The sequence below is a fragment of the Palaeococcus pacificus DY20341 genome (assembly GCF_000725425.1).
Taxonomy (GTDB): domain Archaea; phylum Methanobacteriota_B; class Thermococci; order Thermococcales; family Thermococcaceae; genus Palaeococcus; species Palaeococcus pacificus.
On the sequence record NZ_CP006019.1, the window covers coordinates 230,708 to 255,166 of the forward strand.

18 protein-coding genes and 2 tRNA genes are annotated in these 24,459 nt (G+C 43.8%); 12 read left to right on the forward strand and 8 right to left on the reverse strand.

Annotated features, from left to right (window positions below; genetic code table 11):
* Positions 1-9 precede the first annotated feature (9 nt).
* The 4 genes from PAP_RS01295 to PAP_RS01310 form a co-directional block, all read right to left on the reverse strand.
* Positions 10-891 carry an SPFH domain-containing protein gene (locus tag PAP_RS01295; protein WP_394296787.1) on the reverse strand — a complete coding sequence of 294 codons (882 nt, stop codon included), beginning with the start codon at positions 889-891 and terminating at the stop codon, positions 10-12.
* Between the two features lie 106 nt (positions 892-997).
* Entirely contained in the window at positions 998-5,287 is a 4,290-nt protein-coding gene (locus PAP_RS01300; protein WP_048164230.1) for a S8 family peptidase, read from the reverse strand.
* A gap of 235 nt (positions 5,288-5,522) precedes the next feature.
* A complete protein-coding gene (locus PAP_RS01305; RefSeq protein ID WP_048164232.1) occupies positions 5,523-6,671 on the reverse strand; it encodes a M20 metallopeptidase family protein in 1,149 nt (382 codons plus the stop codon).
* 62 nt (positions 6,672-6,733) lie between these two features.
* Positions 6,734-7,966 (reverse strand): 2,3-bisphosphoglycerate-independent phosphoglycerate mutase, encoded by a 1,233-nt coding sequence (locus tag PAP_RS01310; protein ID WP_048164233.1) that lies wholly within the window; start codon positions 7,964-7,966, stop codon positions 6,734-6,736.
* Between the two features lie 148 nt (positions 7,967-8,114).
* Between PAP_RS01310 and PAP_RS01315 the strand changes: the two genes are divergently transcribed.
* The 8 genes from PAP_RS01315 to PAP_RS01350 all read left to right on the forward strand — a co-directional run bounded on the left by PAP_RS01315 (position 8,115) and on the right by PAP_RS01350 (position 18,661).
* On the forward strand, positions 8,115-8,780 hold the full coding sequence (locus PAP_RS01315) for a TrmB family transcriptional regulator sugar-binding domain-containing protein (protein WP_048164234.1): 666 nt from the start codon (positions 8,115-8,117) through the stop codon (positions 8,778-8,780).
* Positions 8,777-9,766 (forward strand): hypothetical protein, encoded by a 990-nt coding sequence (locus PAP_RS01320; RefSeq protein WP_048164235.1) that lies wholly within the window; start codon positions 8,777-8,779, stop codon positions 9,764-9,766. The genes PAP_RS01315 and PAP_RS01320 overlap by 4 nt, the downstream gene beginning before the upstream one ends.
* A complete protein-coding gene (locus PAP_RS01325) occupies positions 9,759-10,820 on the forward strand; it encodes a hypothetical protein (protein ID WP_052649032.1) in 1,062 nt (353 codons plus the stop codon). The genes PAP_RS01320 and PAP_RS01325 overlap by 8 nt, the downstream gene beginning before the upstream one ends.
* Complete coding sequence (locus PAP_RS01330) at positions 10,820-12,226, forward strand: ArnT family glycosyltransferase (RefSeq protein ID WP_048164236.1); 1,407 nt, start codon at positions 10,820-10,822, stop codon at positions 12,224-12,226. Before PAP_RS01325 ends, PAP_RS01330 begins: the two co-directional genes overlap by 1 nt.
* 154 nt (positions 12,227-12,380) lie before the next feature.
* Positions 12,381-14,747 carry a phosphoenolpyruvate synthase gene (gene ppsA, locus PAP_RS01335; RefSeq protein ID WP_048164237.1) on the forward strand — a complete coding sequence of 789 codons (2,367 nt, stop codon included), beginning with the start codon at positions 12,381-12,383 and terminating at the stop codon, positions 14,745-14,747.
* A gap of 175 nt (positions 14,748-14,922) precedes the next feature.
* A complete protein-coding gene (locus PAP_RS01340) occupies positions 14,923-16,293 on the forward strand; it encodes an MATE family efflux transporter (protein ID WP_048164238.1) in 1,371 nt (456 codons plus the stop codon).
* 51 nt (positions 16,294-16,344) lie between these two features.
* Complete coding sequence (locus PAP_RS01345) at positions 16,345-17,697, forward strand: MATE family efflux transporter (RefSeq protein ID WP_084177564.1); 1,353 nt, start codon at positions 16,345-16,347, stop codon at positions 17,695-17,697.
* A 43-nt stretch (positions 17,698-17,740) separates the two neighbouring features.
* Positions 17,741-18,661, forward strand: coding sequence for a DUF2334 domain-containing protein (locus PAP_RS01350; RefSeq protein ID WP_236626999.1), 921 nt, complete (start codon positions 17,741-17,743; stop codon positions 18,659-18,661).
* A 104-nt stretch (positions 18,662-18,765) separates the two neighbouring features.
* On the opposite strand, the gene PAP_RS01355 is transcribed toward PAP_RS01350, so the two are convergent.
* Positions 18,766-18,840: transfer RNA gene (locus tag PAP_RS01355), tRNA-Ile, on the reverse strand.
* A gap of 10 nt (positions 18,841-18,850) precedes the next feature.
* A tRNA-Glu gene (locus PAP_RS01360) sits at positions 18,851-18,928 on the reverse strand.
* 268 nt (positions 18,929-19,196) lie between these two features.
* Between PAP_RS01360 and glnA the strand changes: the two genes are divergently transcribed.
* Complete coding sequence (glnA, locus tag PAP_RS01365; protein WP_048164240.1) at positions 19,197-20,519, forward strand: type I glutamate--ammonia ligase; 1,323 nt, start codon at positions 19,197-19,199, stop codon at positions 20,517-20,519.
* Here the strand turns inward: glnA and PAP_RS01370 are convergent.
* Positions 20,516-20,947: a molybdenum cofactor biosynthesis protein MoaE gene (locus PAP_RS01370; RefSeq protein WP_048164242.1), complete on the reverse strand. Its 432-nt coding sequence runs from the start codon at positions 20,945-20,947 to the stop codon at positions 20,516-20,518. The two genes, glnA and PAP_RS01370, sit on opposite strands and share 4 nt — an antisense overlap.
* Positions 20,948-21,062: 115 nt before the next feature.
* Here PAP_RS01370 and PAP_RS01375 point away from each other — a divergent pair, with 115 nt between their 5' ends.
* Genes PAP_RS01375 through mobA form a run of 3 tightly spaced genes read left to right on the forward strand, consistent with a single transcriptional unit; the run spans position 21,063 to position 23,584 of the window.
* Positions 21,063-21,836, forward strand: coding sequence for a potassium channel family protein (locus PAP_RS01375; protein WP_048164243.1), 774 nt, complete (start codon positions 21,063-21,065; stop codon positions 21,834-21,836).
* A gap of 17 nt (positions 21,837-21,853) precedes the next feature.
* A complete protein-coding gene (locus tag PAP_RS01380) occupies positions 21,854-22,984 on the forward strand; it encodes an ATP-NAD kinase family protein (protein ID WP_048164244.1) in 1,131 nt (376 codons plus the stop codon).
* Positions 22,985-23,584, forward strand: coding sequence for a molybdenum cofactor guanylyltransferase MobA (gene mobA / locus PAP_RS01385; protein WP_048164245.1), 600 nt, complete (start codon positions 22,985-22,987; stop codon positions 23,582-23,584).
* Here mobA and PAP_RS01390 read toward each other — a convergent pair.
* Positions 23,540-24,454: a GNAT family N-acetyltransferase gene (locus PAP_RS01390; RefSeq protein WP_048164246.1), complete on the reverse strand. Its 915-nt coding sequence runs from the start codon at positions 24,452-24,454 to the stop codon at positions 23,540-23,542. The genes mobA and PAP_RS01390 overlap by 45 nt on opposite strands.
* Between the last annotated feature and the right edge of the window lie 5 nt (positions 24,455-24,459).

Genomic DNA, 24,459 nt, shown 5'->3' on the forward strand with positions numbered 1-24,459 from the left:
CTCACCGCTTTACTCTTTGTTCTCTGAGCTTATATCTTTTCTCTCCCCCACCTTTTGGAGAACCCGCAGGAGACCTATTAGTGACTCGGTATCATAGGGCACTATGAGGTTTCCTTGTTTTCCTAATTCGGGGAGCCTTTCAATGTATTGGAGGGCCAGATATTTTTCATCTGCCAGCTTAAGGGCCTCAAGGACTTTTCTAATGGCCTCTGCTTGACCTTCGGCAACCAAAATCTGCCTCTGCTTTTCACCTTCTGCTCTTAATATGGCAGCTTGTTTCTCACCCTCTGCCTTCTTTATAGCGCTCTCCCTTTCACCCTCTGCAATTAGAATCATTGCTCTCTTTTCCCTCTCCGCCGTCATCTGCTTAGCCATTGCCTCTTGAATATCCCTTGGTGGGTCAATCCTCTGTATCTCGACTCTTGTAACCTTTACACCCCATCTGTCCGTGATTTTATCTAACTCTTCCCTAAGGCGCGCGTTAATAATATCTCTGCCGCTCAAGGTTTCGTCGAGCTCCATCTCACCTATTATTGCCCTCAAGTTTGTCTGTGCTAATTTGATGATTGCCATCAGGAAGTTGCTCACGTTGTATGTCACCTTTACGGGATCCATGACTTGGTAGTAAACGACAGCATCGACTGTCACAACAACGTTGTCCTTACAAATGACCTCTTGGGGTGGAACATCGATGACGTGCTCCCTCATATCTACTTTCTTAACAGTCTCCATAAATGGCACTATGAAGTGTATTCCTGGCTCTAGAATGCGGTTGAATTTTCCAAGCCTTTCTACGAGACCCTTTTGGTATGGTCTAATCACCTTCACACTCAAAACTAGCATCAAAAGCAAAAACACACCGAGTATAACTATGGCAATTTCTGCAGCCATTACCATCACCACATATTTGGTTTTCAACTAGGATTAGTTAGAACAAAAATATAAATTTTTCGCATAAGTTTAATCAAAACTCAAAAGTTAAAGAAAAGGAAGAAGTTTAAGAAGCCTCTAAGGCTTCTATAGCATTGTTAAGGATATCCAAGGCATTCTTGATATTGATGTATGCTTTCCTTAAGTATGGCACTGCTTGTATGTAACCCTGGAGTGGGTGACCGAATTGCCATGCATCTTTGTAGTATTGGTCGGCAAGTTCTTTATACTTCTGGGCTTCTTGAATTGTCTCATCATCGACACCAAGCTCTAGGGCCTTAGCATATGTTTCATTGAACTTAGCATTGTATTTGTTGTAGAGCATGTACCAGACAACGTCCATTGTCCTTATTATGTCTCCGCTTGTCTTATATGTTATCTTAATGTCAGCTGCTGAAGCGAACTTTACTGTGACAAATATGTACTGTGCGTATTGTCCTTTTTCAATGTAGTAGCTTACTACATGCTCGCCCGTAACCTCAATGAAGTAGGCATCGAGCGGTAGGGTTATCATAACAACTGCTGTTTCACCGGTATTTCCCTCAACTGTGACTGCAACTTCTCCGTGCTTTGTATCGAAGGTTGTTATTGTTGCATCACCGCTGATAACTGTTGAGTCTCTATTGCTCTCGTAAAGGTATTCTGTAAATGGCTCCTTTGGAGTTAGCTCGAACTCTCCCTCAAAGTCTTTGTAGTCATCACTTATTACCTTGACATTGAATTTAGCAGCGTCTAGTGATGTTGGGGTGTAATAGAACTTGAGTTCCCCATCTTCAGCATAGTACTCTTGTCCATTTATGATAACTTTTGTCTCTCCTTCGATTGGTTCAAGTGTTGCTTTGTCGAGTATCTTAAGTGTGAGGAGTGATGGTTCTCCTATTGTTGGAGTACCCATTAATGCGACGTACATTTCTGGTTTTCCTACTTGGAGTATCATCGGGGAGTATCCTAGTGTAGCCCCACTTTCAACGTCTTTAATTCCCAGCACACCTAAGTATGTTCCTTCTTCTGAGAGGTTGACATTGGCTGTTATGGTCTTTGTCTCTCCTTTTGCAAACTCGAAGGGAGTTGTATCTACATTGACGTCTCCATTATCCGTTAATATCTGCTCATAATAGATGAACTGGATTGGGTTATAACCTACGGTGTCATATCCATGCACTATGACCATGTAATATCCCTGGGCAGGCATGAAAAGTTCTAAATGTTCATCTGAAGTTGGGCCTATTTGATCAATATACCTGCGGGTGTAGTTGTCAATTATCCCATCGTTGATATCATTAGCAAGTTGGTCCCAAGTCTTATAGTAGTAAACATACAGATCTAAGTCAGCACTTGGATCTTCTGGCTGAGTAATGCCTACGTTCATGTAATATAGGCTCTCATTAGCTTCAATAATATCCATGGTTTTTAGCATATCTTGTGAAACATTTTCAACCCATACATAGGTTAAATCGAGTCTTCCAACACCAATGCCTATGATGCTTGTGTTAACAGTCTCATATGTATTTGTGGCCTCTGCTGTGATCTCTTTGACTCCGGGTGTGTCAAAGTCAGCCCTAATCAGTGCTGGTTCAACTGTTATACTGTATGCTTTAACTTCGATTTCATATTGTGCCTCACTAAGTCCATAGTTACCTGTTGATACACTGCTGTATGCGGTTATCTCCCACATTCCCTCATCAGGGTTTTGGATGTAGTAAGTGTATTCATTCGTTGATCCACCGGCTCCCATATAACTGCCACTTATTACACGTACACCTGTTGGTTTGGCTATAACAAGTCTTGTTCTTCCTAATGGGTTGCCTTCATCATCAGTTGGGATTCTTATGGTAACTTCAAGCATTTGGGTTCCCCTTGGAACGTCAAAGTAGTAGTGCTTGGCCTGCCCCGGCTTTTCAGTATCGCTTATCTTGCCTCCGAGTTCACCGTTCTTGTTAATTGGGATTGTAATGGTAACTGGAACATATCCCTCTAGGAATTCTGTATTTGGATCGTCGATATAAATCAGTCCTACATATGTGCCTGGCTTTTGGAGCTTTGAGTAATCAATGGTTATGTAGAACATCGTTCCGTTTTCAGTTATGGTGACTTCATCCACACTTGGTTTGATCCAATCAACGTTTGTGCTGACTTTATATGTTCCATTGCCCACGTAGAAGTAGTTATAGTCTTCGTCCCACTTCAATACATACGCATATATTGGCACTGCTATTGGGAGCACATTTCTTGCATATACACCCTTGTAGAGGTATGGTACATCATAAGCCCATGTGAAGTAGTCATTTAACATTATAGTTGGAATTAATTTCTTGTCAATCGGGTTCTTGTATCCGGTGAATGTTGTTCCGGCGTATATCATCGTGGTGGGTTCGCTGCTGAGCTTCTCAAGTTCTTCAATAGCTTTATCAACTTGGATTAATCCAAATCCTTGGTCTATTAGTGTTGCTCCATCAAGCTTCTTTGCTGAGAGCATGAGGGCTTCTTTAATCTTGAATGGATTATATTCTATGCCATTTCTTTTAGCATAGTCTATCAGCAACGCAACTGCACCTGCAACATGTGGTGCTGCCATAGAGGTACCACTGTAGTAGTCATACGGGGAGTTTATGGAGTACGTGTTGTCCCATACAGGTACGGATGAGACTATATCTGTTCCAGGTGCCATAACATCAGGGTCGAGGAGTCCATCCATTCTTGGTCCTCTTGAGGAACTCATAGCTGGGCCATCTATAACTCCAGGGAATCCATAGAACATGTACCACCTATTGCCTTCCCAGTAGTTACCGACGGTTATGGCAAAATCAGCGTCACCGGGAGAGCCGACAGTGTTGGTACTTGGCCCGCTGTTTCCTGCAGATATAGAGAACACAACACCAGTTAGCTCGGTTAGATAATTGACATAGAAGTTTTCTGGACTTTCGAGGCCATCGTTGTACTCTGCTAAGCCGCCCAAGCTCATATTAATTACGTCTGCTTCATCTCCGCTGAATGCTACATTGTCGGGACCATATATTGCAGCATATATCATTGCATTTATTATTGCAGAAGTTGCTCCCCATCCAACACTCCTTAAAGCCCTGATTGCCATTATTCTCGCGTTTGGTGCAACACCATAGATCCCTTCTAAGTCGGTTCCAGCGAGGCCTACTCCAGCCACTGTACCTGCTACGTGAGTTCCGTGCTGTCCTCCATCCCATCCTAAGGAAACTTCGTCTCCACTTGGGTCTATATCTCCAATAACAACACCAATTTCTGCATTATAAATTGTTTTGTAGAACCATGAGATTGGATAGTATGGGTACCTTATATGCTCATTGTTAATGTCGTACTCTAATGGTTCCTCCAGCAGTCCTGGGCCAAATCTTATGATATCGTAGCTTTTGGTGTATATGTGGGCGGGCACTTCATCAGTTAAATCGAGGTCATCGTCAGTGTCTATGTATACTGTGTCATAGTATTCGGAAGAATTTACGACGAGAACAAAGTGTGCTTCATTGAAGTTCTGGTCGAAGTCCAAATCAAAGTATCTCTCTGGGAGCAAACCAAAGTGATAGATTCCATTTGCTGAGGTTATATTACCTATGGTAACATTTTCGATATAGAAACTTGTTATATTTTCCCTTGCTGCATCCACATCAAGCCCATATGTTCCCCAGTCTACTGAGATGTTTTGCTTTATAATGAGAATTCCATTTGTAACATTATCTATTGTTGCTGTGTAACTGGTATCTACATGGCCTTCTTCAGTGAAGTCTTTCCAATCAATAATTTTCTTCTCTCCATTTAATGTCTGCTGGAGGAATGGGTGTATTGGATCCACACCAGTGTCAATTATTGCCACCGTTACATTGTCACCATAGACTCCGTAGTCATTCCAAGTATTGTATGCATTTATAGTGAAAATGCTCATGAACATGTTTGGTTCGGATACACCCTTTTTAATGGAGTACCCTTCGTCATGGAATACTGGTGGGAGTTTTATCTCCTTATCTTCCCACACTTTAAAAATCCCGTTAATGTTCTCTAATTCACTTAGTTTATCCTTTGATACTGTGATCACTATGAACTTAAACTCTGGCTTGCTGATTGGGTCTATTTTGCCTATTTTTTTCAACTCATTAAATACCTGCATCTCGTAGCCATCTTTTGGCGCTATAATGAGCCTTACCTCCTGTTTTCCGCTGTTTAATATTTTCTGAAGCTGTTCTTTTAGTGGAGAATCATTGCTTTTGCTTATTGAATCTGCCACTTTGAAAGATGGCAAAGTCGATGTTGCACTGTAAGCGAAAGCTGCTGGCACTACTGCAAGTATCATCAAGAGAGTTATAACAACACTCAACGCTCTTTTATTCATGTGTACACCTCCGTATTAAAATGTTCATCAATAGACTATGCTTGTTAAAAATATAAGCATTTCGTTAGTAGGCCTCATTTAATTACTATGTAGTCAATTAAAGTACATCCATGTGTTAAAATTACGCCTTAAAGTGTAATCTATCTCTGTATAAATATGCTGGTGTTGTTCCAATTAATGCCTTAAAACTCAACAAAAGAGTAGTGTAAAAATGTATAAATTAAATAGGAATGCACTATATCTTTGTAAATTCCACAACAAGCCCTACTTCCAAGGCTGTTCCTAAATAAAGGACGTCCTCATCAACATCAAACTTAGGATGATGGTGCGGATAAACGATTCCCTTCTCTTCGTTTCTTATTCCAAGGGTTATGAATGTGCCAGGCACTTTTTGAAGATAATATGCAAAATCCTCAGCCCCCATATCCGCTGCAACTTCTTCATGCCTTAAGCCATATTTTTGAACAATAGCTTTGACAAATTTGGTCATCTTGGGATTGTTCACAACCGGAGATGTAAGCTCGATTATCCTGTGTTCATAACTTGCACCATGCGCTTGGGTTAAACCTTGTAAAATCTCTCCCATCCTGTTCTCGATGAGCTTTTGTATCTCGGGTCTAAAGAAGCGGTACGTTCCTTTAAGTTCAACTTCTTCAGGGATTATGTTAAAAGCGCTCCCTCCATGGATGGATGTGACGCTCACCACAGCTGTTTCAATTGGGTCAATGTTTCTGCTGACTATTGTTTGGAATGCTAAGACTGCTTGGGCTGCTATGGGGATGGGGTCTATAGTTTGATGTGGAGATGCTCCATGGCCACCTTTGCCTTTAATCTTAACCTCAAACTCTCCGGCTCCTGCTAAGAATGGCCCTTCTCTAATTCCAAAAACTCCTGAAGGTAGGGTTCCCCATACATGGAGGCCAAAGATGGCATCAACTCCCTCTAAAGCCCCGGCTTTAATCATCTTAAGTGCTCCGTTGCCGCCTTCTTCAGCGGGCTGGAATATAAGCCTCACCCTCCCCATAAGCTCTTCTTCATGCTCTGCTAAAATTTTTGCAGCTCCTAGGAGCATCGCTGTGTGGGCATCGTGGCCACAGGCGTGCATTTTTCCAGGAACTTGAGATTTATATGGAACATCGTTCTCCTCTTGAACTGGCAGGGCATCCATATCTGCCCTTAGGGCTATAGTTTTTTCTCCTCTACCAATATCCGCTATTATACCCGTCCCAACGCGCTTTATTTTGTAACCCCACTCCTTCAAATGCTCCTCAACAATTTTGGAAGTCCTTTCCTCTTCATAACCAAGCTCTGGGTGCATGTGAAAGTCTCTACGCCATGCTACAATTTGGTCTTTAATTTTCAAAGCTTCTTCAACTGGATTCATAACACCACCAAAGAAAAGTGGTAAAAGAGGGATATTAACTTTTCGATGAAAATCTAAACGGCTCAAGCTCCATACTTCTCGGCTCTTCCCATCAAGTCCATCATTATGGGCACTATATATTTGCTCCTAATCCTTCCTAAGCCACCTTTGGCGCATTGCCTCTCTCCTATTGCTTCTACATCGTCAGTCCTAACGCCTCCGCCGGCTATTACTAGAGGCACTGGGTCTCCGCTGTGGTTCTTAACTTCGCAAGGTGTGGAGTGGTCGCCTGTTAGCGTTATTACCGTCTTCTCGAGATTGACGTTGTCTAAGATATATCCTACGAGACGGTCGAGCTTCTCAATCATCTCAACTTTCTTCATTGCATTTCCATCGTGGCCAGCCGCATCAGTTGGCTTGAAGTGGACGAACACGAAGTCATATTCTTCTAAAGCTTTAACGGCGGCTTTAGCCTTAGTAATTTCGTTCGTATCGTATTCTCCAGTTATGCCATTGACAGGAATTAACTCAAAACCAACTGCTTTCAATACTCCTCCAACCAATGCAACCGCAACGATTGCACCAGCTTTTACTTTCCACTGCTCTGGGAACTTCTTTGGAATATCGGGAGCTGTGCCGGCACCCCTAATTAGAAGATAGTTTGCAACTGGCTTTCCTTCTTTTCTCCTCTTTTCATTTATTGGGTGCTTCTCAAGGACTTCATGTGCTTTTCTCACGAACTCGTCTAAGATTTCAGCGGTTCTCTTACTTTCTTCGTCCTCATAGGTGAACTCGTGCGGTGGCTTGCCCGCTTCATGGGGATCATTTTCTCCAACGCGGTACCCTTTTGCTAGACCTCTAAGGACTAAAACCGCTCTGTGTGAGGTGGCCCCTTTGAATATGAACTCCACGGGGAGCTTGACTTGCTCTTGAATGGCTTTAGCCAATTCGTGTGCTTCCTCCGTTGCTATTCTTCCGGCTCTTCTATCAACAATTAGACCGTTTTCATATGTGGCGAAGTTTACCCTAAAGGCTATGTCGTCTTCTCTAACATCTATGCCCGCTCCTAATGCCTCATAGTAGCCTCTTCCCCTGTATGTCTTGTAGGGGTCGTAGCCCAAAATGGAGAGGTGAGCGGTATCACTTCCAGCGGGCTGACCTGGGAAAATAGGGTCTTGCATTCCACAAATTCCAGTTTTTGCTAGTCTATCTAAGTTCGGCGTATTAGCGTATTCCAAAGGTGTTTTTCCACCGAGTTCTTTTATTGGTCTATCCCCTAATCCATCGGCGAGTATAAAAATTCCCTTTCTCTTCATCTGCACCACCGAGAAGTGTTGACATTTTCATTATTTAAAAGATATGTTTTATTAACATGAAATTTCTCAAGGACATTATACGAGGTATACGTTGCTAAGCGCAACTCTTTTATAATTTTCAACCCCAATAAAGCTCTAGGTGGTAAGTGTGAACAATAAAAAAGCCTTTGCGCTGATAGTTGTAATAGCCTTATTAGGGATTGTGGTTAACAGTTATCTTGACCACTACCAAGGCGGCGAGATTTATGAAGCTGCAAATAGGGGGTTTTCTTTGCTCACTCAGGGGTTTAACGTAACTGTTGTTATTGAAACTGTGGACGGGAAGACCTTAGAAGGAGAGCTTTTCTCCGTAGATGGATCAACGATTTACATTGTCAAGGATGGGAAGAGGCTCACTGTAGGAGGGCCATCAGCTACAAAAGAGGATATAAAGGCAAAGCATATTGAAATTAAAGCTAGAGGAAGCGTTTATACGTATGAGCTCCCTCCTAGGAGTGGGAAGTATAGGGATGTTATTAAAGACCTTAAGGTAGATGCCTATTCCGAGCGCTTTTCTGGAATAATCTATGTGAAGGGGCTTACTGATCCGATAATGATAGGAAAGCTCAAGTATAGTGTGGATTACCTCACATATGGTTCAATTGATGTAAAGCAGACTTTCCAGGATGGTGTGATTTTAACTGCTGGAATGGTTCCAATTGAAATTTTGGAGAGATATATTGGAGATAAAGAGGTTTACATGTATGGAACCCTTTATGTGAACTCAGAGGAGCGCAATTTGCCCCTCAGAGTGCTAGGGGTGAAGAACATATGAAGCTTAGGCTTCCCCTCATAATTCCCTTCCTCTTCATGGTGTTTATAGCATTGGGTGCCGCTTCCTATAGGACGATTATAGTAGGCACCCTTTTTGCGATGGCTTTTACATACGGGGTTTTTAAGGGTGAAACTACCTCTTGGGAAGAAAAAAAGCTCGGGATAATACAGGAAAAACACCTGACCTGGGCTTTTTTTATATCATTACTTTTGATCGTGCTCCAGATACTTATGATTATGAAGATTCCGCTGCTGGACTCGTCGGCTAAACATCTTTTAAATCCCCGCCTCACAGCGTTAACTTACTTTTTAGGTGTTCCTTCAAGTGTGTATCTCTTTTCAAGAGGAAAGAAGTACTCCTTTGCTTATCCATTTCTCGTGGCACTCTATGGTTACCGAACTCCAGTTTTGGTGAGCTTTTTGGCCTTTGGAGCCGCTTATTTTGAAGGAAAGGATATAAAGCTAAAGCACTTAGCAGTGTTTTTACTCCCGATATTGGCTGGACTTGTAGGGATTGCTCTCGTAAGGGGAGAAGCATTAAGCACACAGCTCATTAGGGTTCAAGCAACAACTTCCGTTTTGGACGTTATAATAGGAAGGGCTCACTGGCACGGTTTTTACCATGGCTACCTCCAGTGGGCGGGTATTAGATCCTACATACTGGGCGGTTTTTCGCCGAGATACCTGGTTGCGCGCTTTTTATACGTGAAGACGGGAGTTTCAATAACACCAACGCTTTTAGGTGGTATGTACTTGGATTTTGGGCTGTTTTCAATATTGGAGGGCTTTTTGCTCGGGATGTATTATGGAATGATAAGCAAAGCTAAGGACAGACTTTTAAGAGTAATCTACTATACCACTTTAGCCTATGGTATAGTTGGTGTTGAAACGGGTATTCTTGATTTGCCCGTTTATGTGTTCTTCTTCATAGGCTTCTACGTGCTGATTAGGGGCAAATACTCCATAAGGGTGGTGAAGGTTGGATAGCGGCAGAATCTTTGGTTTCTTTTTGGGCGCTTACATATTTCTTGTGCTCTTAGGGAAGTTCGCATTCGAGAACTATCTGGGCGAGCTTAGTCTTAATGCTTTACTTTATGCTCTGGCATTTTCCCTGGTGCTTTTTTTAGGCTACAATGCGGGAAGCAGATTTAATCTCCCTCCTTGGAGATCATACATTTATTTAACCTTCGGCCTCTTAGTGAGCTCGGCGGCGGGAATTTTTGGAATCCTAGTTGCCCTAGCCGTTCTTTTGGGTGGTACAGCTCTCTTAAAGGAAGGTAGCGGTAAGTATGCAAAGTACGCTTATTATGCTGGAGCAACTTTGGTAGTGGCTCTTCCGCTCTTAGCAATATCTAAGGGGATAATCCCGATTTTAAATCCTCAAACGAGGTACAGTGATTTAAAAGACCTCTATTTAACCTCTGCTATATTTGCTTCTCTCCTACTTGCATACAAGCCAAATCTTATACTTTTTCTTGTGGCTGAGGCTTTTGCAGTGGTCTCAACTTTTAGAAGCAACGCACTCATAGTTTTCTTGGCATACTTGTTTAGGGCCGAAAAAAGAGATCTCAAAAAACTTTTAATAATCGGCGTCCCTTTGGTGGTTCTGGCATTTGTAGTCCGCTTCTATGCGACTAGGAGTGTATATCCCATTTGGAAGCTTGGCTTTGTTCAAAGTTTAGTTTATAGGGCAGGATTTTCATACATGGTTTATGAAAAGCTCTTTTCCTTAGGAATGCCATTTGGGAAGTTCAAGCTCATCCTCAGTCCTGATGCGAGAGGATATGTAGCTTCTCTCTTCGGCAGAGAAAACAACTACACCTACACGATCTTTGGACAGCCTGCTTATGATTTGGGGGTTTTTGGGCTCTTTGAGGCATTTTTTGTGGGCATGGCACTCAGGGATGCTGAAAAAGCATCCATGTTTAAAGCCCTCAGCTTGGTCTTCCTAATCTTAGCTGTTGAAAACGGGTTTGACGCCCTAAACTTTGGAGTTTTAATGGGTTCTGCATATTTTGCCAGTTTTAGAGGTGAGGCATAATGAAACGGGACTTATCCAAATACGTAATCGCACTAGATATATTTGCATTTGCTCTAGCTTTAAGCATTCTCTCGGCACCACCGGCTGACAGCCTAACGTATGATGAGGCCCTTTATATATGCATAGCTAGGAGCCTTGCGAAAAACATCGGGAGCTTTACCTATCAGGGAGTTTACATGATGTACAGGCCTCCAATTTATCCTTACACCCTCTCGCTCTTCTACCGCTTTTTTGGCTATGATTCCCATTTGGCTATAGCTCGCTTGATTTCCGCGATGTTCTATGCATTGACGGCGGTTTTAGTATACTTTTTTGCCCTTAAGCTCTTCGATGATAAGAAAAAAGGAGTGATAGCGAGTCTGTTCTACATTTTTAATCCGCTCTCCTTTGCAATGGCGAGCAGGGCATTAGTCCACAGCGAATTCACATTTTTTTACACTCTCGCACTTTTCCTCCTCTACACAGGTAGGAAGGAAAGCAAGGCATCCTACATTTACTTGGCGTTTATCTCTGCAGGAATAGCTGTTTTGACCCGTTATACGGGACTCTCGATTATAGGAGTGTTCTTAGCTTACCTCTACCTTGCGGATCACTGGAAATGGCTTAGAAAGAAGGAATACTACATAGGATTTGTGCTCTTTGGTCTAACTCTTCTACCTTGGCTCTATATGGGGCACCTCCACTATGGGGGTGCTTTTAGAACTTTCAGCGTAGCTTCAAGGGTGGTAACACTCGATACCCCAAGTTCGGCCTTTGAGTATCTGAAGCTCGTAATCAAAGCACTGAGCCTTACCTTCGTGGCACTCATCTTTTTGGGCTTTGCAAAGCAAAACAAGGATGATAGAGGATGGCTCTTGTTAAGCTGGAGCTTCATAGGGCTTATAGGTATTTTAACAGTGGTTCATAAGGAGGTTAGGTTTTTGACGTTTTTGTCTCCAGTAATGGCACTTCTTGCGGCTGAAGGTGTTTATTTACTATACGAGACATTGCTCAAAGTGAGGCCCAAGTCCAGCAACAAGTTAAAGGCTGCTTTACTCTTGCTAATTTTGCTGGCCTTTTTAGCTCCAAAACTACCAAACGCGATAGAATACAAGCGTGAAGAGTGGGATAGAGTTGGTTATCAAGAGATAGCTGTTCTAAAGTATGTCAAGGATAACTATAATGTAGAAAAAATAATGGTCTCTCCCCGTATGTACACCATAGCGGGCTACTTTTTCCCAGAAGCAGAAGTTGACCAGCTCATAGCATATCCGAAGATGAAGAGGGGGATCTTGAATGGATATTACGATGTGATTATCTACAAAAAGGGTGACTTACTTTGGGAGGAAATCAAAGAGTCAGGGAAATACACACTCATTAAAGAATTTTATGAAGGTAGGTATAATGTTTTTGTGAGGGTAGATTAAATTTTTGTCATCTCCTTCTTTTTTTGGAGCATTTTTAAAAACAATTTGACGTTTGAAGAGATTTTATGTTCATAAAAACCACATTTGAACAGTTAATTTTAAATAGCCTCCTTGGGATATCACTCACGGTTACTTTAAAAGTGGAGGGATTGAAATGAGCGAATACAAGTTTATAAAGTGGTTTGAAGACCTAAGAAAGAGCGATGTAGCCCTTGTCGGTGGAAAGGGTGCAAACCTCGGAGAAATGACAAATGCAGGCATTCCAGTTCCACCAGGATTCTGTGTTACTGCCGAAGCATACAAGTACTTTGTTGAGAACGTTAAGCTTGAAGATGGAACACTTCTCCAAGACTGGATTATGGGTGTCATAAGCGAAACCAACGTTGATGACTCAAAGCAACTCCAAGAGAACACTGCCAAGATTAGACAAAAGATTATTGAGCTCCCAATGCCTCCAGAAATTACTAAGGAGATTGAAGAGGCATACAAGAAGTTGAGTGAAAGGTATAACAAGGATGCTGTTTATGTTGCTGTTAGGAGCTCAGCTACAGCTGAAGACTTGCCTGAAGCTTCATTCGCTGGCCAACAAGAGACATACCTGGATGTTTATGGTGTTGAGGACGTTCTTGACAAGGTCAAGCGCTGCTGGGCCTCACTTTGGACTGCAAGAGCTACCTTCTATAGGGCTAAGCAAGGTTTTGATCACTCAAAGGTTTACTTGAGCGCTGTTGTCCAAAAGATGGTCAACAGTGAGACAAGCGGTGTCATGTTCACAGCCAACCCAGTCACCAACGATAGGAGCGAGATCATGATTAACGCTGCTTGGGGACTTGGTGAGGCAGTCGTTAGCGGTTCAGTTTCACCAGATGAGTATATAGTTGAGAAGGGCACATGGAAGATTAAGGAGAAGTATATTGCCAAGAAGGAAGTTATGGTCGTTAGGAACCCAGAGACTGGTAAGGGAACTATTTACGTTAAGGTTGCTGACCACCTCGGCCCAGAGTGGGTTGAGAAGCAAGTCCTCACAGAGGAACAAATCATCGAGGTCGCTAAGATTGGTGCTAAGATTGAGGAGCACTACGGCTGGCCACAAGATATTGAGTGGGCTTACGATAAGGATGATGGTAAGCTCTACATCGTCCAATCAAGACCAATCACAACCTTGAAGGAAGAGGTTAAGACGGAGGAAGCTGAGATGACTGAGGAAATGAAGGTTCTTCTCAAGGGTCTTGGCGCTTCACCAGGTATCGGTGCAGGTAAAGTTGTCATCATATTTGAAGCTGATGAAATTGACAAGGTTAAGGAAGGAGACATCCTTGTTACCACAATGACCAACCCAGATATGGTTCCAGCAATGAAGAGAGCCGCAGCTATCGTTACCGACGAGGGTGGAAGAACATGCCACGCCGCCATCGTTTCAAGAGAGCTCGGTATTCCAGCTGTTGTCGGTACTAAGGAGGCCACAAAGGTCCTCAAAGACGGCATGCAGATAACAGTTGACGGTACAAGAGGTGTCGTTTACGAGGGTATCGTTAAGAGCCTCGTTAAGAAGGAGGAGAAGGAAGAGGGCGGCAAAGTCGTCGTCGCCGGTGCTCCACTCGTCACTGGAACAGAGATTAAGGTAAACGTCTCAATGCCAGAGGTTGCCGAGAGGGCCGCCGCTACAGGCGCTGACGGTGTCGGTCTCCTCAGGGCAGAGCACATGATCCTCGGTATCGGCGCTCACCCAATGAAGTTCCTCAAGGAAGGTAAGGAAGAGGAGCTCATTGAGAGGCTTGTCGAGGGTATCAGGACAGTCGTCACAGCATTCTACCCAAGAAGGGTCTGGTACAGAACATTGGACGCTCCAACCAATGAGTTCAGAGAGCTCCCAGGTGGAGAGGACGAGCCAGTCGAGAGGAACCCAATGCTCGGATGGAGAGGAATTAGAAGAGGTATCGACCAACCAGAGCTTCTCAGGGCTGAGTTCAAGGCCATCAAGAGGCTCGTTGACGAGGGCTTCGACAACATAGGTGTCATGCTCCCACTCGTCAGCCACCCAGAGCAGGTCAGAAGGGCCAAGGAGATTGCCCTTGAGGTTGGCCTCGTCCCACACAAGGACGTTGAGTGGGGAGTCATGATTGAGACCCCAGCAAGTGCCCTCATCATCGAGGAGCTCATCAAAGAAGGCCTTGACTTCGTCAGCTTCGGTACAAACGACCTCACCCAATACACACTCGCCATCGACAGAGACAACGAGAGGGTCTTCAAGCTCTACGACGAGAAGCACCCAGCCGTGCTTAAGCTCATCAAGCACGTCATCAAGGTGTGCAAGAAGTACGGTGTTGAGACAAGCATCTGTGGACAAGCTGGAAGCGATCCAAAGATGGCTAAGAAGCTCGTCAGGCTTGGAATTGACAGCCTCTCAGCAAACCCAGATGCAGTTGAGCTCATAAGAAAGGTCGTTGCCCAAGAAGAGAGGAAGCTCATGCTTGAGCACGCCAGGAAGAGCATCTTCAAGGACGAAGAGGACCTCTTCTGAGGTCTCTTAACTTTTATTTCTATTCCTTTTGCTGAAATCGTAGCTTAGATGCTTTTTGGCATTTAATGGATTCATAAAACGTTTTGATGCTTAAGCAGGAATATTTTGTCTAATCTGGGATAATTTAGCCATCATAAGCTTTTTATATTAACGTTTCGATTTTGGTTTGATTGTTATGGATGGCGAGAAGATTCAAGCAATGCGTGATGAAATTATAGGAGGCAACATAGAGAGAACTTTACTTAAGCTAGCCTATCCTCTAATTCTCAACAACATGGTTCAGGTTCTTTACAATTTAACCGATACTTTCTGGCTCGGCAGGCTTGGAAGGGAAGAGCTCTCCGCTCCTGGAACTGCTTGGCCCCTCGTTTGGTTCTTCATGAGTATAGGAATGGGCTTCGCTACAGCTGGCTTTGCCTTTGTTAGTCAGTACATAGGGGCGAAGAAATACGAAGAGGCCAACAGGTCTGCTGGTGCCTTATACTCAATGATGATGCTTTTCTCTGCCTTTGTTGCCTTTTTTGGTATAATAATAGCGCCCCTAGCGCTCGACTTTATGAATGTGACATCCGAAGTGTATCCCTATGCCCTGAGCTACATAAGGATAATCTTCATTGGGATTCCCTTCTCCTTCACGCTGTTTGCCTTCAACTTCCTCCTTAGGGCTGTTGGAGACACTAAAACCCCTGTCAAGATAAACATATTTACTATCGCTCTAAACATAATTTTAGACCCCATACTAATCTTTGGATGGTTTGGATTTCCGAGGATGGGTGTCGTTGGTGCTGCAGTAGCGACTATGTTCTCGAACAGTATTGGTTCCATAATTGGGGGATATTTGCTTTTCAAGGGCAGAGTTGGGATACACCTCACCCTCGAAACTCTAAAGCCGGACTGGGACTTTTACAAGCGTATCTTTAGGGTTGGTCTGCCTTCAAGCGTTGGTTTCTCCACGGATGCCCTTGGATTTGTGGTTCTCACGAGGGTCATCTACGCCTATGGAACCGTGGCATTTGCAACTTACACAATAGCCAACCGCCTCACGAACTTCATGTTCGCCTTTGCCAACGGCATAAGTCAGGCCATGGGAACCATGGTGGGCCAAAACGTTGGGGCAGAGAAGTATGAGAGGGCAAAGGAGATAGCCGAAAAGGCAATGTTCACCAACTTCATAATTTTAAGTGTTGGAACAGCCCTTGTGGTTATTTTTAGGCCTCAAATCTTTAGCTTTTTCATAAACGATGAAGCTGTTCTGGCTGAGAGCGCGAGGTTCATAAAGTACTTTGCCTTCTCACTCCCGTTCTTTGGGATATTGGCTGCAGTGAGCAACGTTTTCCAGAGTGCGGGACATACTAAGAAAGCTATGATCCTTGGAATTTTAAGGCTCTGGACCCTAAGGATACCTCTCGCATATAGCTTAGGCCTCTTTTTCAACAGTACTGTTGGTGTATGGCTTGGCATGGGATTGAGCAATCTTCTCACTGCTTTGGTAGCCCTCGCTTGGTTCCTCCGTGGCAGTTGGATGAGGCGCATTATAGACCATTAAGCTTTTATATTAACGCTTCGATAGGTATTTACTATGTCCCGTATACAAGAAATGAGGCAAGAGATACTTGAGGGCAGTATAGAGAAGACACTCCTCAAGTTAGCTTATCCTTTAATCATCAGCAACTTAGTTCAAGTGCTCTATAACATAACCGATACTTTCTGGCTCGGTAAGCTTGGGAGAGAAGCTCTATCCGCTCCCGGTGTTTCATGGCCGTTGATAGGGACATTAATGAGCCTTGGCATGGGCTTCGCTACAGCTGGCTTTGCCTTTGTTGGTCAATACATCGGTGCTGGTGAATATGAAAAGGCCAACAAAGCTGCTGGAGCCTTGTATTCGCTTATGCTGTTTTTCTCTGCAGCGGTAGGTGTCATAGGTTATTTGCTCACCCCATATGCTCTGGGCTTCATGAAGGTGACGGATAATGTCTATCCTTACGCTTTAGCCTACTTGAGAATAATCTTTATTGGAATTCCCTTTTCTTTCACTTCTTTTGCCTTCAGCTTTCTAATGAGGGCAGTTGGAGACACTAAAACGCCTGTTAAAATCAACCTCTTCACCGTTGCGCTTAACATAGTCCTTGATCCCCTCTTAATATTTGGACTCTTTGGATTCCCAGAGCTTGCAGTTAAGGGGGCGGCTTTAGCCACGATATTCTCCAACAGCTTGGGCTCACTTATAGGGGCTTACTTACTCTTCACAGGTAGGGTTGGCATCCATCTGACGAGAGAGACCCTTAGGCCTGATTTAAGCTTTTATAAGAAAATTTTCAGAGTGGGATTGCCTTCGAGCATAGGCCAATCAGCGAACAGCTTCGGTTTTGTAATCTTGACGAGAATTATATTTGGATTTGGTGATGTTACCTATGCAGCTTACACCATAACCACCCGCCTCGTAAACTTCCTCACGAGCATCTCAAGGGGAATCTCCATGGCTATGGGTACTATGATAGCCCAAAATGTGGGTGCTGAAAAATATGAGAGAGCTAAAAAGATAACCGAAAGAACTATGATCGTCAACTTCACAATAGCGAGCATTGCAATCATTTTGATAGGCGTCTTCAGAGTTCAGGTGTTTAAGGTTTTCTTAGACGACCCTGCAGTCATAGCGGAAAGTGCAGTGGTTATGAAGTACTTTTTGATATCCGTCCCATTTTTCAACGGTATATTCATGGTGGTTAACAACGTTTTCCAGAGCGCAGGACATACTAAGAAGTCGATGCTTTTGGGAATCCTCAGGCTGTGGGGACTTAGAATACCGTTAAGCTACCTCTTTGGGTACTACATCCTCATGTCCTCTAAAGGGGTCTTCTTAGGTATGGGTTTAAGCAACTTCATAGCGGCTTCTGTGGGCATCCTATGGTTCCTAAAGGGTTCATGGATGAAGAGGATAATTGAACACTAACGGCATTAGGAGCAAATTTTTTAACTTTGATGTGTAACATATAATGATGCGCCTGCCAAAAAAGTGGTTTATTATACTAATTATACTCGCTGTTCTGCTTTCAATTGGGTTAGTCCATAAAAGCGAGGATACTCGTAAGAGTGTGCCTTTTGAGAGGGAAGTATCGAGCCTTACGACAGTTGGATATGACCCATTAAATGAAAAAATCAGCATAGTGTCTCTTCTTCGACTGAATAAATCTAATAGAATTCTCAAAACTAGCAGAAAGCCTTCAAATCCAATAAATGAAACAAAGGTGCATTATGAAAAGCCCTTGATTTTTGTGCATGATGTGACTCCCTATTATTTCTCTGAGCTCAAAGAGGTCGTGCAAGTCATCGATCTCTATAACTACTCCTCAAAAACTGTTCTTTTTGTGATTCCCCGTTTTGATCCTCCTCACTATGGCAATAGGTGGGATTTGAGAGAGAATAGGGAGTTCGTTTTATATCTGCGTAGACTTCAAAAGCGAGGTTATAGAATAGAGCTCCACGGCTATGAGCATACTTACCACGAATTCAACTGCTCATATGATGTTGCTAAAGAAAAGCTGAAGAATGCCACAGCCCTTATGAGCGAAGTCGGCTTTGATAATTTTGCCTTTTTCTTGCCCCCTGCATGGGCGTTAAATAACGAATCGATAAAAGCAATTAGAGAATACAATTTAACCATTGTCATGCCCGACTACTTCATCCTCCCGAATGGAAGCGTTGAGAGGGTTTGGAACCATGAATACACGTGGTACATAGAGAAGGATGACGTTGAAATGCGTTTAGCCTTGGCTGAGCGGGATTACTACAATACTTCCCAAAGAGGCGTGCCCTTCTATCTATCCATTCATCTGGGAGTAGTAAATTATGGAGGAGGCCTAAAGTTTTTTGAAGAATTCGTTAAATGGGCGAGCTTGTTAGGGGAAACGAGTTAGATAAGTTAAAGGGGCCTTTAAGAGGAACACACTAATACATTAAGGGGGTATAAAAGAAGCTTTACTCTGTAATAAAATTTTCGAGAGCTCTTAGAAAATTCTAGTGGGCCCGCGGGGCTTCGAACCCCGGACCTCCCGCTTATCAGGCGGGCGCTCTGACCAGGCTGAGCCACGGGCCCGCGAGAATTCTGGTGCCCCGGCCGGGATTTGAACCCGGGTCGCGGGATCGAGAGTCCCGCATGATTGACCGGGCTACACCACCGGGGCGCTGTGTCGATATTGCATTGCTGTAGTGACTTTATAAATCTTTCGGTAGTTCATACCTTCTGCATGAGTTCATCGGTAGTGCTTGCTTACATTTTTTTGTCAATTTTTCAGTTTTTAACTTAAAAAATTAACACAAAAATGTAAATGACTCCGGGTGAGCTTTTCTTTTATCAAAATGACAAACTTTTAATGAAAAAGCTTTTATTTCTTAATTCGTTCAACCAATTATTGGTCATGATGAACAAATAACTATTTAATGGTGATAAAAATGAACGAAGTTAAAAGCATTCAGAGTGAGGATAAAATGCACCCCAAGTTTTTACAGCTAATTTTTGTTGACATAAATGGCGTTCCAAAAGGTATGGAAGTGCCAATTTCAAGGTATGAGGAAGCGGTCGAGGATGGTATAGCCTTCGATGGCTCATCCATCCCGGGATTTCAGGGTATAGAAGACAGCGACTTAATACTAAAAGCTGATCCCAAGACTTATGCAGAAGTCCCTTGGGAAGGGATAGCGAGAGTTTATGGTTACATTTACAAAGGCGATAAGCCCTATTGGGCTGATCCTAGGGGAGTTCTGAAGGCTACGCTCGACGAGCTTGCTAAGGAAGGTTTAACCGCATACATAGGGCCTGAGCCAGAGTTTTACCTCTTTAAGAAGAACGGTTCATGGGAGCTCAAACTTCCCGATGCTGGCGGTTACTTCGACCTGATACATCTTGACAAAGCAAGGGAAATAAAGAGGGAGATTGCCTACTATATGCCATACCTTGGCCTAACTCCTGAGGTGCTCCACCACGAGGTCGGCGCTGGACAGCATGAGATTGACTTCCGCTTTGATGAAGCGCTAAAAACTGCAGACAACATAGTTAGCTTCAAACACATCGTGAAGGCTGTTGCTGAGATGCACTCTTTGTATGCCACGTTTATGCCAAAGCCAATATTTGGAATGCCAGGAAACGGAATGCACCTTCACATAAGCCTTTGGAAGGACGGCGAAAACATGTTTGTTGGAGAAGAAGGTCTGAGTGAGTTTGCCCTTCACTTCCTTGGCGGCATATTAAAGCATGCAAAGGCCCTATCCGCTATAACCAACCCAACCGTGAACTCATATAAGCGCTTAGTCCCAGGATACGAAGCGCCGGTTTACATCTCTTGGGGATACAGGAACAGGAGTGCGCTAATTAGAGTGCCTGCCTTTTGGGGTAAGGGTGCAAGAATTGAGTACCGCTGTCCAGACCCAAGCGCAAACCCCTATTTTGCATTCGCAGCTATCATAAAGGCGGGAATGGATGGCGTTAAGAGCAAAGAGGAGCCCTTCGCTTACGTCGAGGAAAACGTCTATAAAATGAGCGAGGCAAAAAGGGAGGAGCGCGGCATAGAAACGCTTCCATCAAACTTAGGGGAAGCATTAGAGGCCTTGAAGAAGGATAAGGTTGTTAGAAGTGCCCTTGGAAAAGCCTACGACAATTTCATCGCCTACAAAGAGAAGGAGTGGGAAAGCTATTTGGCGTACATTGAGGAGAATGGGCTGTCAGGGGATACAAAGAAAGTGATAGAGTGGGAACTCGAGAGGTACTTCCACATCTAAGCCTTTTTGACTTTATCCCCTTCTATCCAAAACTCTCCTTCGTCTGTTATTTCCCTCTTCCAAATGGGAACCCTCTTTTTCACTTCATCTATAGTCCATCTGCATGCATCGAAAGCTTCTCCACGGTGCTTCGCTGCAGCCACGATTAGTATGGTGTTCTCACCTACATCAAGCTCCCCGTAGCGGTGCCATATGAGCATTTCCTCGATTGGAAACTTCTCTAGAGCTTCTTGCCTTATCCGCTCCATTTCTTCCAGTGCCATCTCTTCATAGGCTTCATAAATGAGCTTTTTTACCTTTCTCCCATGATTCTCTTCCCTGACTTTTCCTAAGAATATCACAACTCCCCCTGTGAGGTTTGAAGAGGCTTTGCTAACGGCTTCATTTAAATCAAAGTCATCCGGCTTTTTGAAGAGTTTTACCAACATCTTCTCACCCTCTTATGATTGGTATGTGGTATTAAAAACCCTTACGAATCTGTGGATGAGAAGTAGAAACCTTTAATTATCCGCTTATAATATCTCAAGCTGTGAGGTGATGAGCATGATAGCTTTAATGTCTTTCCTCCTTGTCATTCTGTTTTCAATAATAATCGTGAGAATTGGAGCTGTAGCTCTTGAGATGACGGGATTGTCCAGAGATGTCGCGTCTTTTCAAGCCCACTCCGCTTTTTCAGGTGCTGGATTTACGACATCTGAGTCTGAATATGTGGTTTCTCACCCTGTTAGAAGAAGGATTATAAGGACTCTAATCTTTCTTGGGAGTGCGGGTATAACCTCGGCCATTGCAACATTAGTTTTAACCTTCGTTGGCAAGAGTGCGGAGGAAGCTCAGACGACAGTCCTCTTCCTTGCTTTGGGTTTGATAGTGCTTTTCTTCTTCTCAAGGTCTAAACTGATAGAGCGGATTATGAGAAAAATTATACGAAAAGCGCTATCGCGCTTCACTTCCCTTAAGATATATGACTATCATCAGCTTCTTGGCTTGAGTAAGGGCTATTCCATAGCGGAAATAATGGTTAAGAAAAAGAGCTGGCTGGCAAATAAAACCCTTGGAGAACTCCAACTTAACAAGGAGGGTGTTTTGGTCTTGGGAATCTATAGAAGGATCAATGGGAAGGATATCTTCATAGGAGCGCCGGGTAGTGAGACAAAAATACTTCCCAATGATCTTTTAGTATGCTATGGGCCTGAGGAGGTTATATTCGCCCTCTCAAAGAGAGTTAAAGGTATGGCGGGTAAAATTGAGCATGAAGAAGCAGTTGAAAAGGCCAGAATTAGAAAGCTACAAGAGGAAATGGAGCTTAGGGGTAGTTAGCATAGAAGGTGGTAAAATTGAAGGTTGGTTTAATCGTTAACCCCATAGCAGGCATGGGAGGAAAAGTGGCTTTAAAAGGGACGGATGGGGTTGTTAAAGAAGCCATAAAAAGGGGAGCTAGACCAGTAGCTTTAGATTTGGCAAAGCTCTTCCTTCACGAGCTATCTCACTATAATGAGTCAGGTGAGTTTGAATTTGTAACTGGGCCGAAGGAGATGGGAGAGTATGCTCTAAAAGACTTTGGCTTTAAATTTAGGGTCATTAAACACCGCGAAGTTGGCTACAAGGAGATTTTGGGCATAAAAATCCCCGATACGACGAGTGAGGACACAAAAATTCTTGCAGAGCTCATGGCTGATAAGGTTGATATAATCCTCTTTGCTGGCGGTGATGGAACAGCTAGGGACATTTATTTGGCTATCGATAAGAAAAAGCCCATTTTGGGGATCCCAACTGGAGTTAAGATGTTCTCCGGGGTATTTGCGGCTTCTCCTGAAAATGCTGCGAGGGTTTTAATAGAGTTCGCCAGAGGCGATGCCCAACTCGTGGAGCGCAGCGTCGTGGACTTAGATGAAAATGCCTACAGACACGATGAGGTTAAGCCAAAGTTCTATGGGGAAGCTTTGACACCCTATGTCGAGCTTTTGGTCCAAGGGGCAAAAGAACCGAGCAAAACGGATGAGGCCGAAGATATTGAGGCAATAATTGAGGCCATCCATGAAGAGCTTGAAGATGGGATATACTTCTTAGGAGCGGGTTCGACGATTAAGAGGCTTAAAGATAAGCTGGGCATAGATGGGACGCTCTTAGGCGTTGATATTGTTGAAATAAAGGACGGGGAAGTTAAGCTTTTGGTAAAGGATGCCCAAGAAAAAGATTTGCTGAAGTTTGTGGATAAACACCCAAAGATAATCGTAACGATTATTGGAGGCCTCAACTTCCTCTTTGGGCGCGGCAATCAACAGTTCAGCGCTGAAGTGCTGAAGCACATACCTAAGGAGAACATAATCGTAGTTGCGGCGCCATCGAAGATTGCAGGAGGCATAATTAGAGTTTACACGGGCGATAAGGAAGTTGATGAGAAGCTTAGAGGCTACATTAGGGTTAGGGTGTCTCCATGGGCTGAGAGGATGGTTAAGGTGCTCTGAATGATGGGAGTTATTTTGGCAGGAGGAAAATCGAAGCGTTTTGGTGAAGATAAGCTCCTTTATAGAGTGGATGGAAAGCCTCTTATCCTGCACACCACTGAGAGACTCTTAAAGGCTAGGCTTGTGGAGGATGTCCTGATTGTGACGAGTAAGGAGCGGAGGGAAAAATTTGAAGATCTTGGTTTTAGCGTTCTGGTTGATGAGCTATTAATAGGCCCAATTGGGGGGGTTTATATCTCCCTTAAGGAGGTGGGGGATGCTTTTGTCGTTGCTGGGGATATGCCCCGGATAAATCCTAGTTTTGTTGATTTAATAATCGGGACGTTTTATAAAAGCGAATCTCTGGTGTGCGTCCCTGTATGGGAGAACGGCTATATGGAGCCTCTGCATGCGGCTTACTCGAAGGACTTCGCTGAGGTTTTAAGGAAGGCTATTGAGAGGGAGGAATATTCCCTAAATCAGGCGATCAGGGGTGTAAATTTCTGCGAAATAGAAATTGAAAACCTTCCCCCAGAATTCGGGGAGAGCCTCTTCAACATAAATAAGAAAAGTGATCTAAAGAGTGCTCAGCTTCTTGGCCAGAATCACGTTCTTTTCTAGAGGGGTTGCTCCAAGGTCTTCAACGTCTTTATGGTGCTCTGCAGGGACGATTGTCTTTAAGACTTTGAATCCGAGCGTGTTTGCCCTGTTTCCGGCTAATATAAGTGCGTCTCTTAAGTTTTTGCCCCAAAAGTACAGCGTGGCGGTCTTCGCATCAAAAAAGCTCCCTTCGAGTACGTAGTAGCCTTCACCTATGTGCCCGCTCTCGAAGTGAACGCGGTCATCTATCCCTGCGATTCTATCTTTGAAGGCCGTGAACCAGTGGTGGTATGCGCTTTGGAACTTTCCAAGCAGCAGTTCTTTTTCCTTTATTTCCCTCCAAGTGAACTCTCTAAGCTCTGGCTGAGCATCTCTTTTTGGGAATTTCGAGAGGTCAAAAGCGTAGAGCACTCCCGTGTGGATTACCTCATTAATGCCGAGCTTTGAGTAAAATCCGAGGGCGCTTTTATCGGGTGTAACCGTCAGCAGCTGGCATTTCTTCTCTTTTGCAAGTTTTTCTGCAAACTCTACAATCGCTCTCCCCACTCCTTTCCCTCTAAACTCTTTGTGCACTTCAATAACGTCCAGGTGGGCTATCCTCGTTATTTTGCCGTTTACGTTTTCTTCACTTATTAAGAGCTCTGCGTTCCCCACTATTTTCCCATTAAGTTCTGCCACAAGTGAAATTTGCTTTTCAAGGAGGAGAATGTTCAGGTGGGCGGCACAGCTTTCAACGCTCATCCAGGGACCGCCGTGCCTGTAGCGCTCCCAAATCGTCAGCTCCTCATAGGGAGCCTCACTCCCATCTATGCGGCGCCACTTCTCCACGCCCGAGCAGTGGACGGCTGTGATATCACTTACATCTTCGAGTTTTGCCATCCTTATTTTCATAAAAA

Excerpts from the sequence above, each read along its gene's own strand:
- PAP_RS01295 (WP_394296787.1), bottom strand. The coding sequence starts at position 891 with ATGGCTGCAGAAATTGCCATAGTTATACTCGGTGTGTTTTTGCTTTTG.
- PAP_RS01300 (WP_048164230.1), bottom strand. The coding sequence starts at position 5,287 with ATGAATAAAAGAGCGTTGAGTGTTGTTATAACTCTCTTGATGATACTT.
- PAP_RS01305 (WP_048164232.1), bottom strand. The coding sequence starts at position 6,671 with ATGAATCCAGTTGAAGAAGCTTTGAAAATTAAAGACCAAATTGTAGCA.
- PAP_RS01310 (WP_048164233.1), bottom strand. The coding sequence starts at position 7,966 with ATGAAGAGAAAGGGAATTTTTATACTCGCCGATGGATTAGGGGATAGA.
- PAP_RS01320 (WP_048164235.1), top strand. The coding sequence starts at position 8,777 with ATGAAGCTTAGGCTTCCCCTCATAATTCCCTTCCTCTTCATGGTGTTT.
- PAP_RS01330 (WP_048164236.1), top strand. The coding sequence starts at position 10,820 with ATGAAACGGGACTTATCCAAATACGTAATCGCACTAGATATATTTGCA.
- ppsA (WP_048164237.1), top strand. The coding sequence starts at position 12,381 with ATGAGCGAATACAAGTTTATAAAGTGGTTTGAAGACCTAAGAAAGAGC.
- PAP_RS01340 (WP_048164238.1), top strand. The coding sequence starts at position 14,923 with ATGGATGGCGAGAAGATTCAAGCAATGCGTGATGAAATTATAGGAGGC.
- PAP_RS01345 (WP_084177564.1), top strand. The coding sequence starts at position 16,345 with ATGAGGCAAGAGATACTTGAGGGCAGTATAGAGAAGACACTCCTCAAG.
- PAP_RS01350 (WP_236626999.1), top strand. The coding sequence starts at position 17,741 with ATGATGCGCCTGCCAAAAAAGTGGTTTATTATACTAATTATACTCGCT.
- glnA (WP_048164240.1), top strand. The coding sequence starts at position 19,197 with ATGAACGAAGTTAAAAGCATTCAGAGTGAGGATAAAATGCACCCCAAG.
- PAP_RS01370 (WP_048164242.1), bottom strand. The coding sequence starts at position 20,947 with ATGTTGGTAAAACTCTTCAAAAAGCCGGATGACTTTGATTTAAATGAA.
- PAP_RS01375 (WP_048164243.1), top strand. The coding sequence starts at position 21,063 with ATGATAGCTTTAATGTCTTTCCTCCTTGTCATTCTGTTTTCAATAATA.
- mobA (WP_048164245.1), top strand. The coding sequence starts at position 22,985 with ATGATGGGAGTTATTTTGGCAGGAGGAAAATCGAAGCGTTTTGGTGAA.
- PAP_RS01390 (WP_048164246.1), bottom strand. The coding sequence starts at position 24,454 with ATGAAAATAAGGATGGCAAAACTCGAAGATGTAAGTGATATCACAGCC.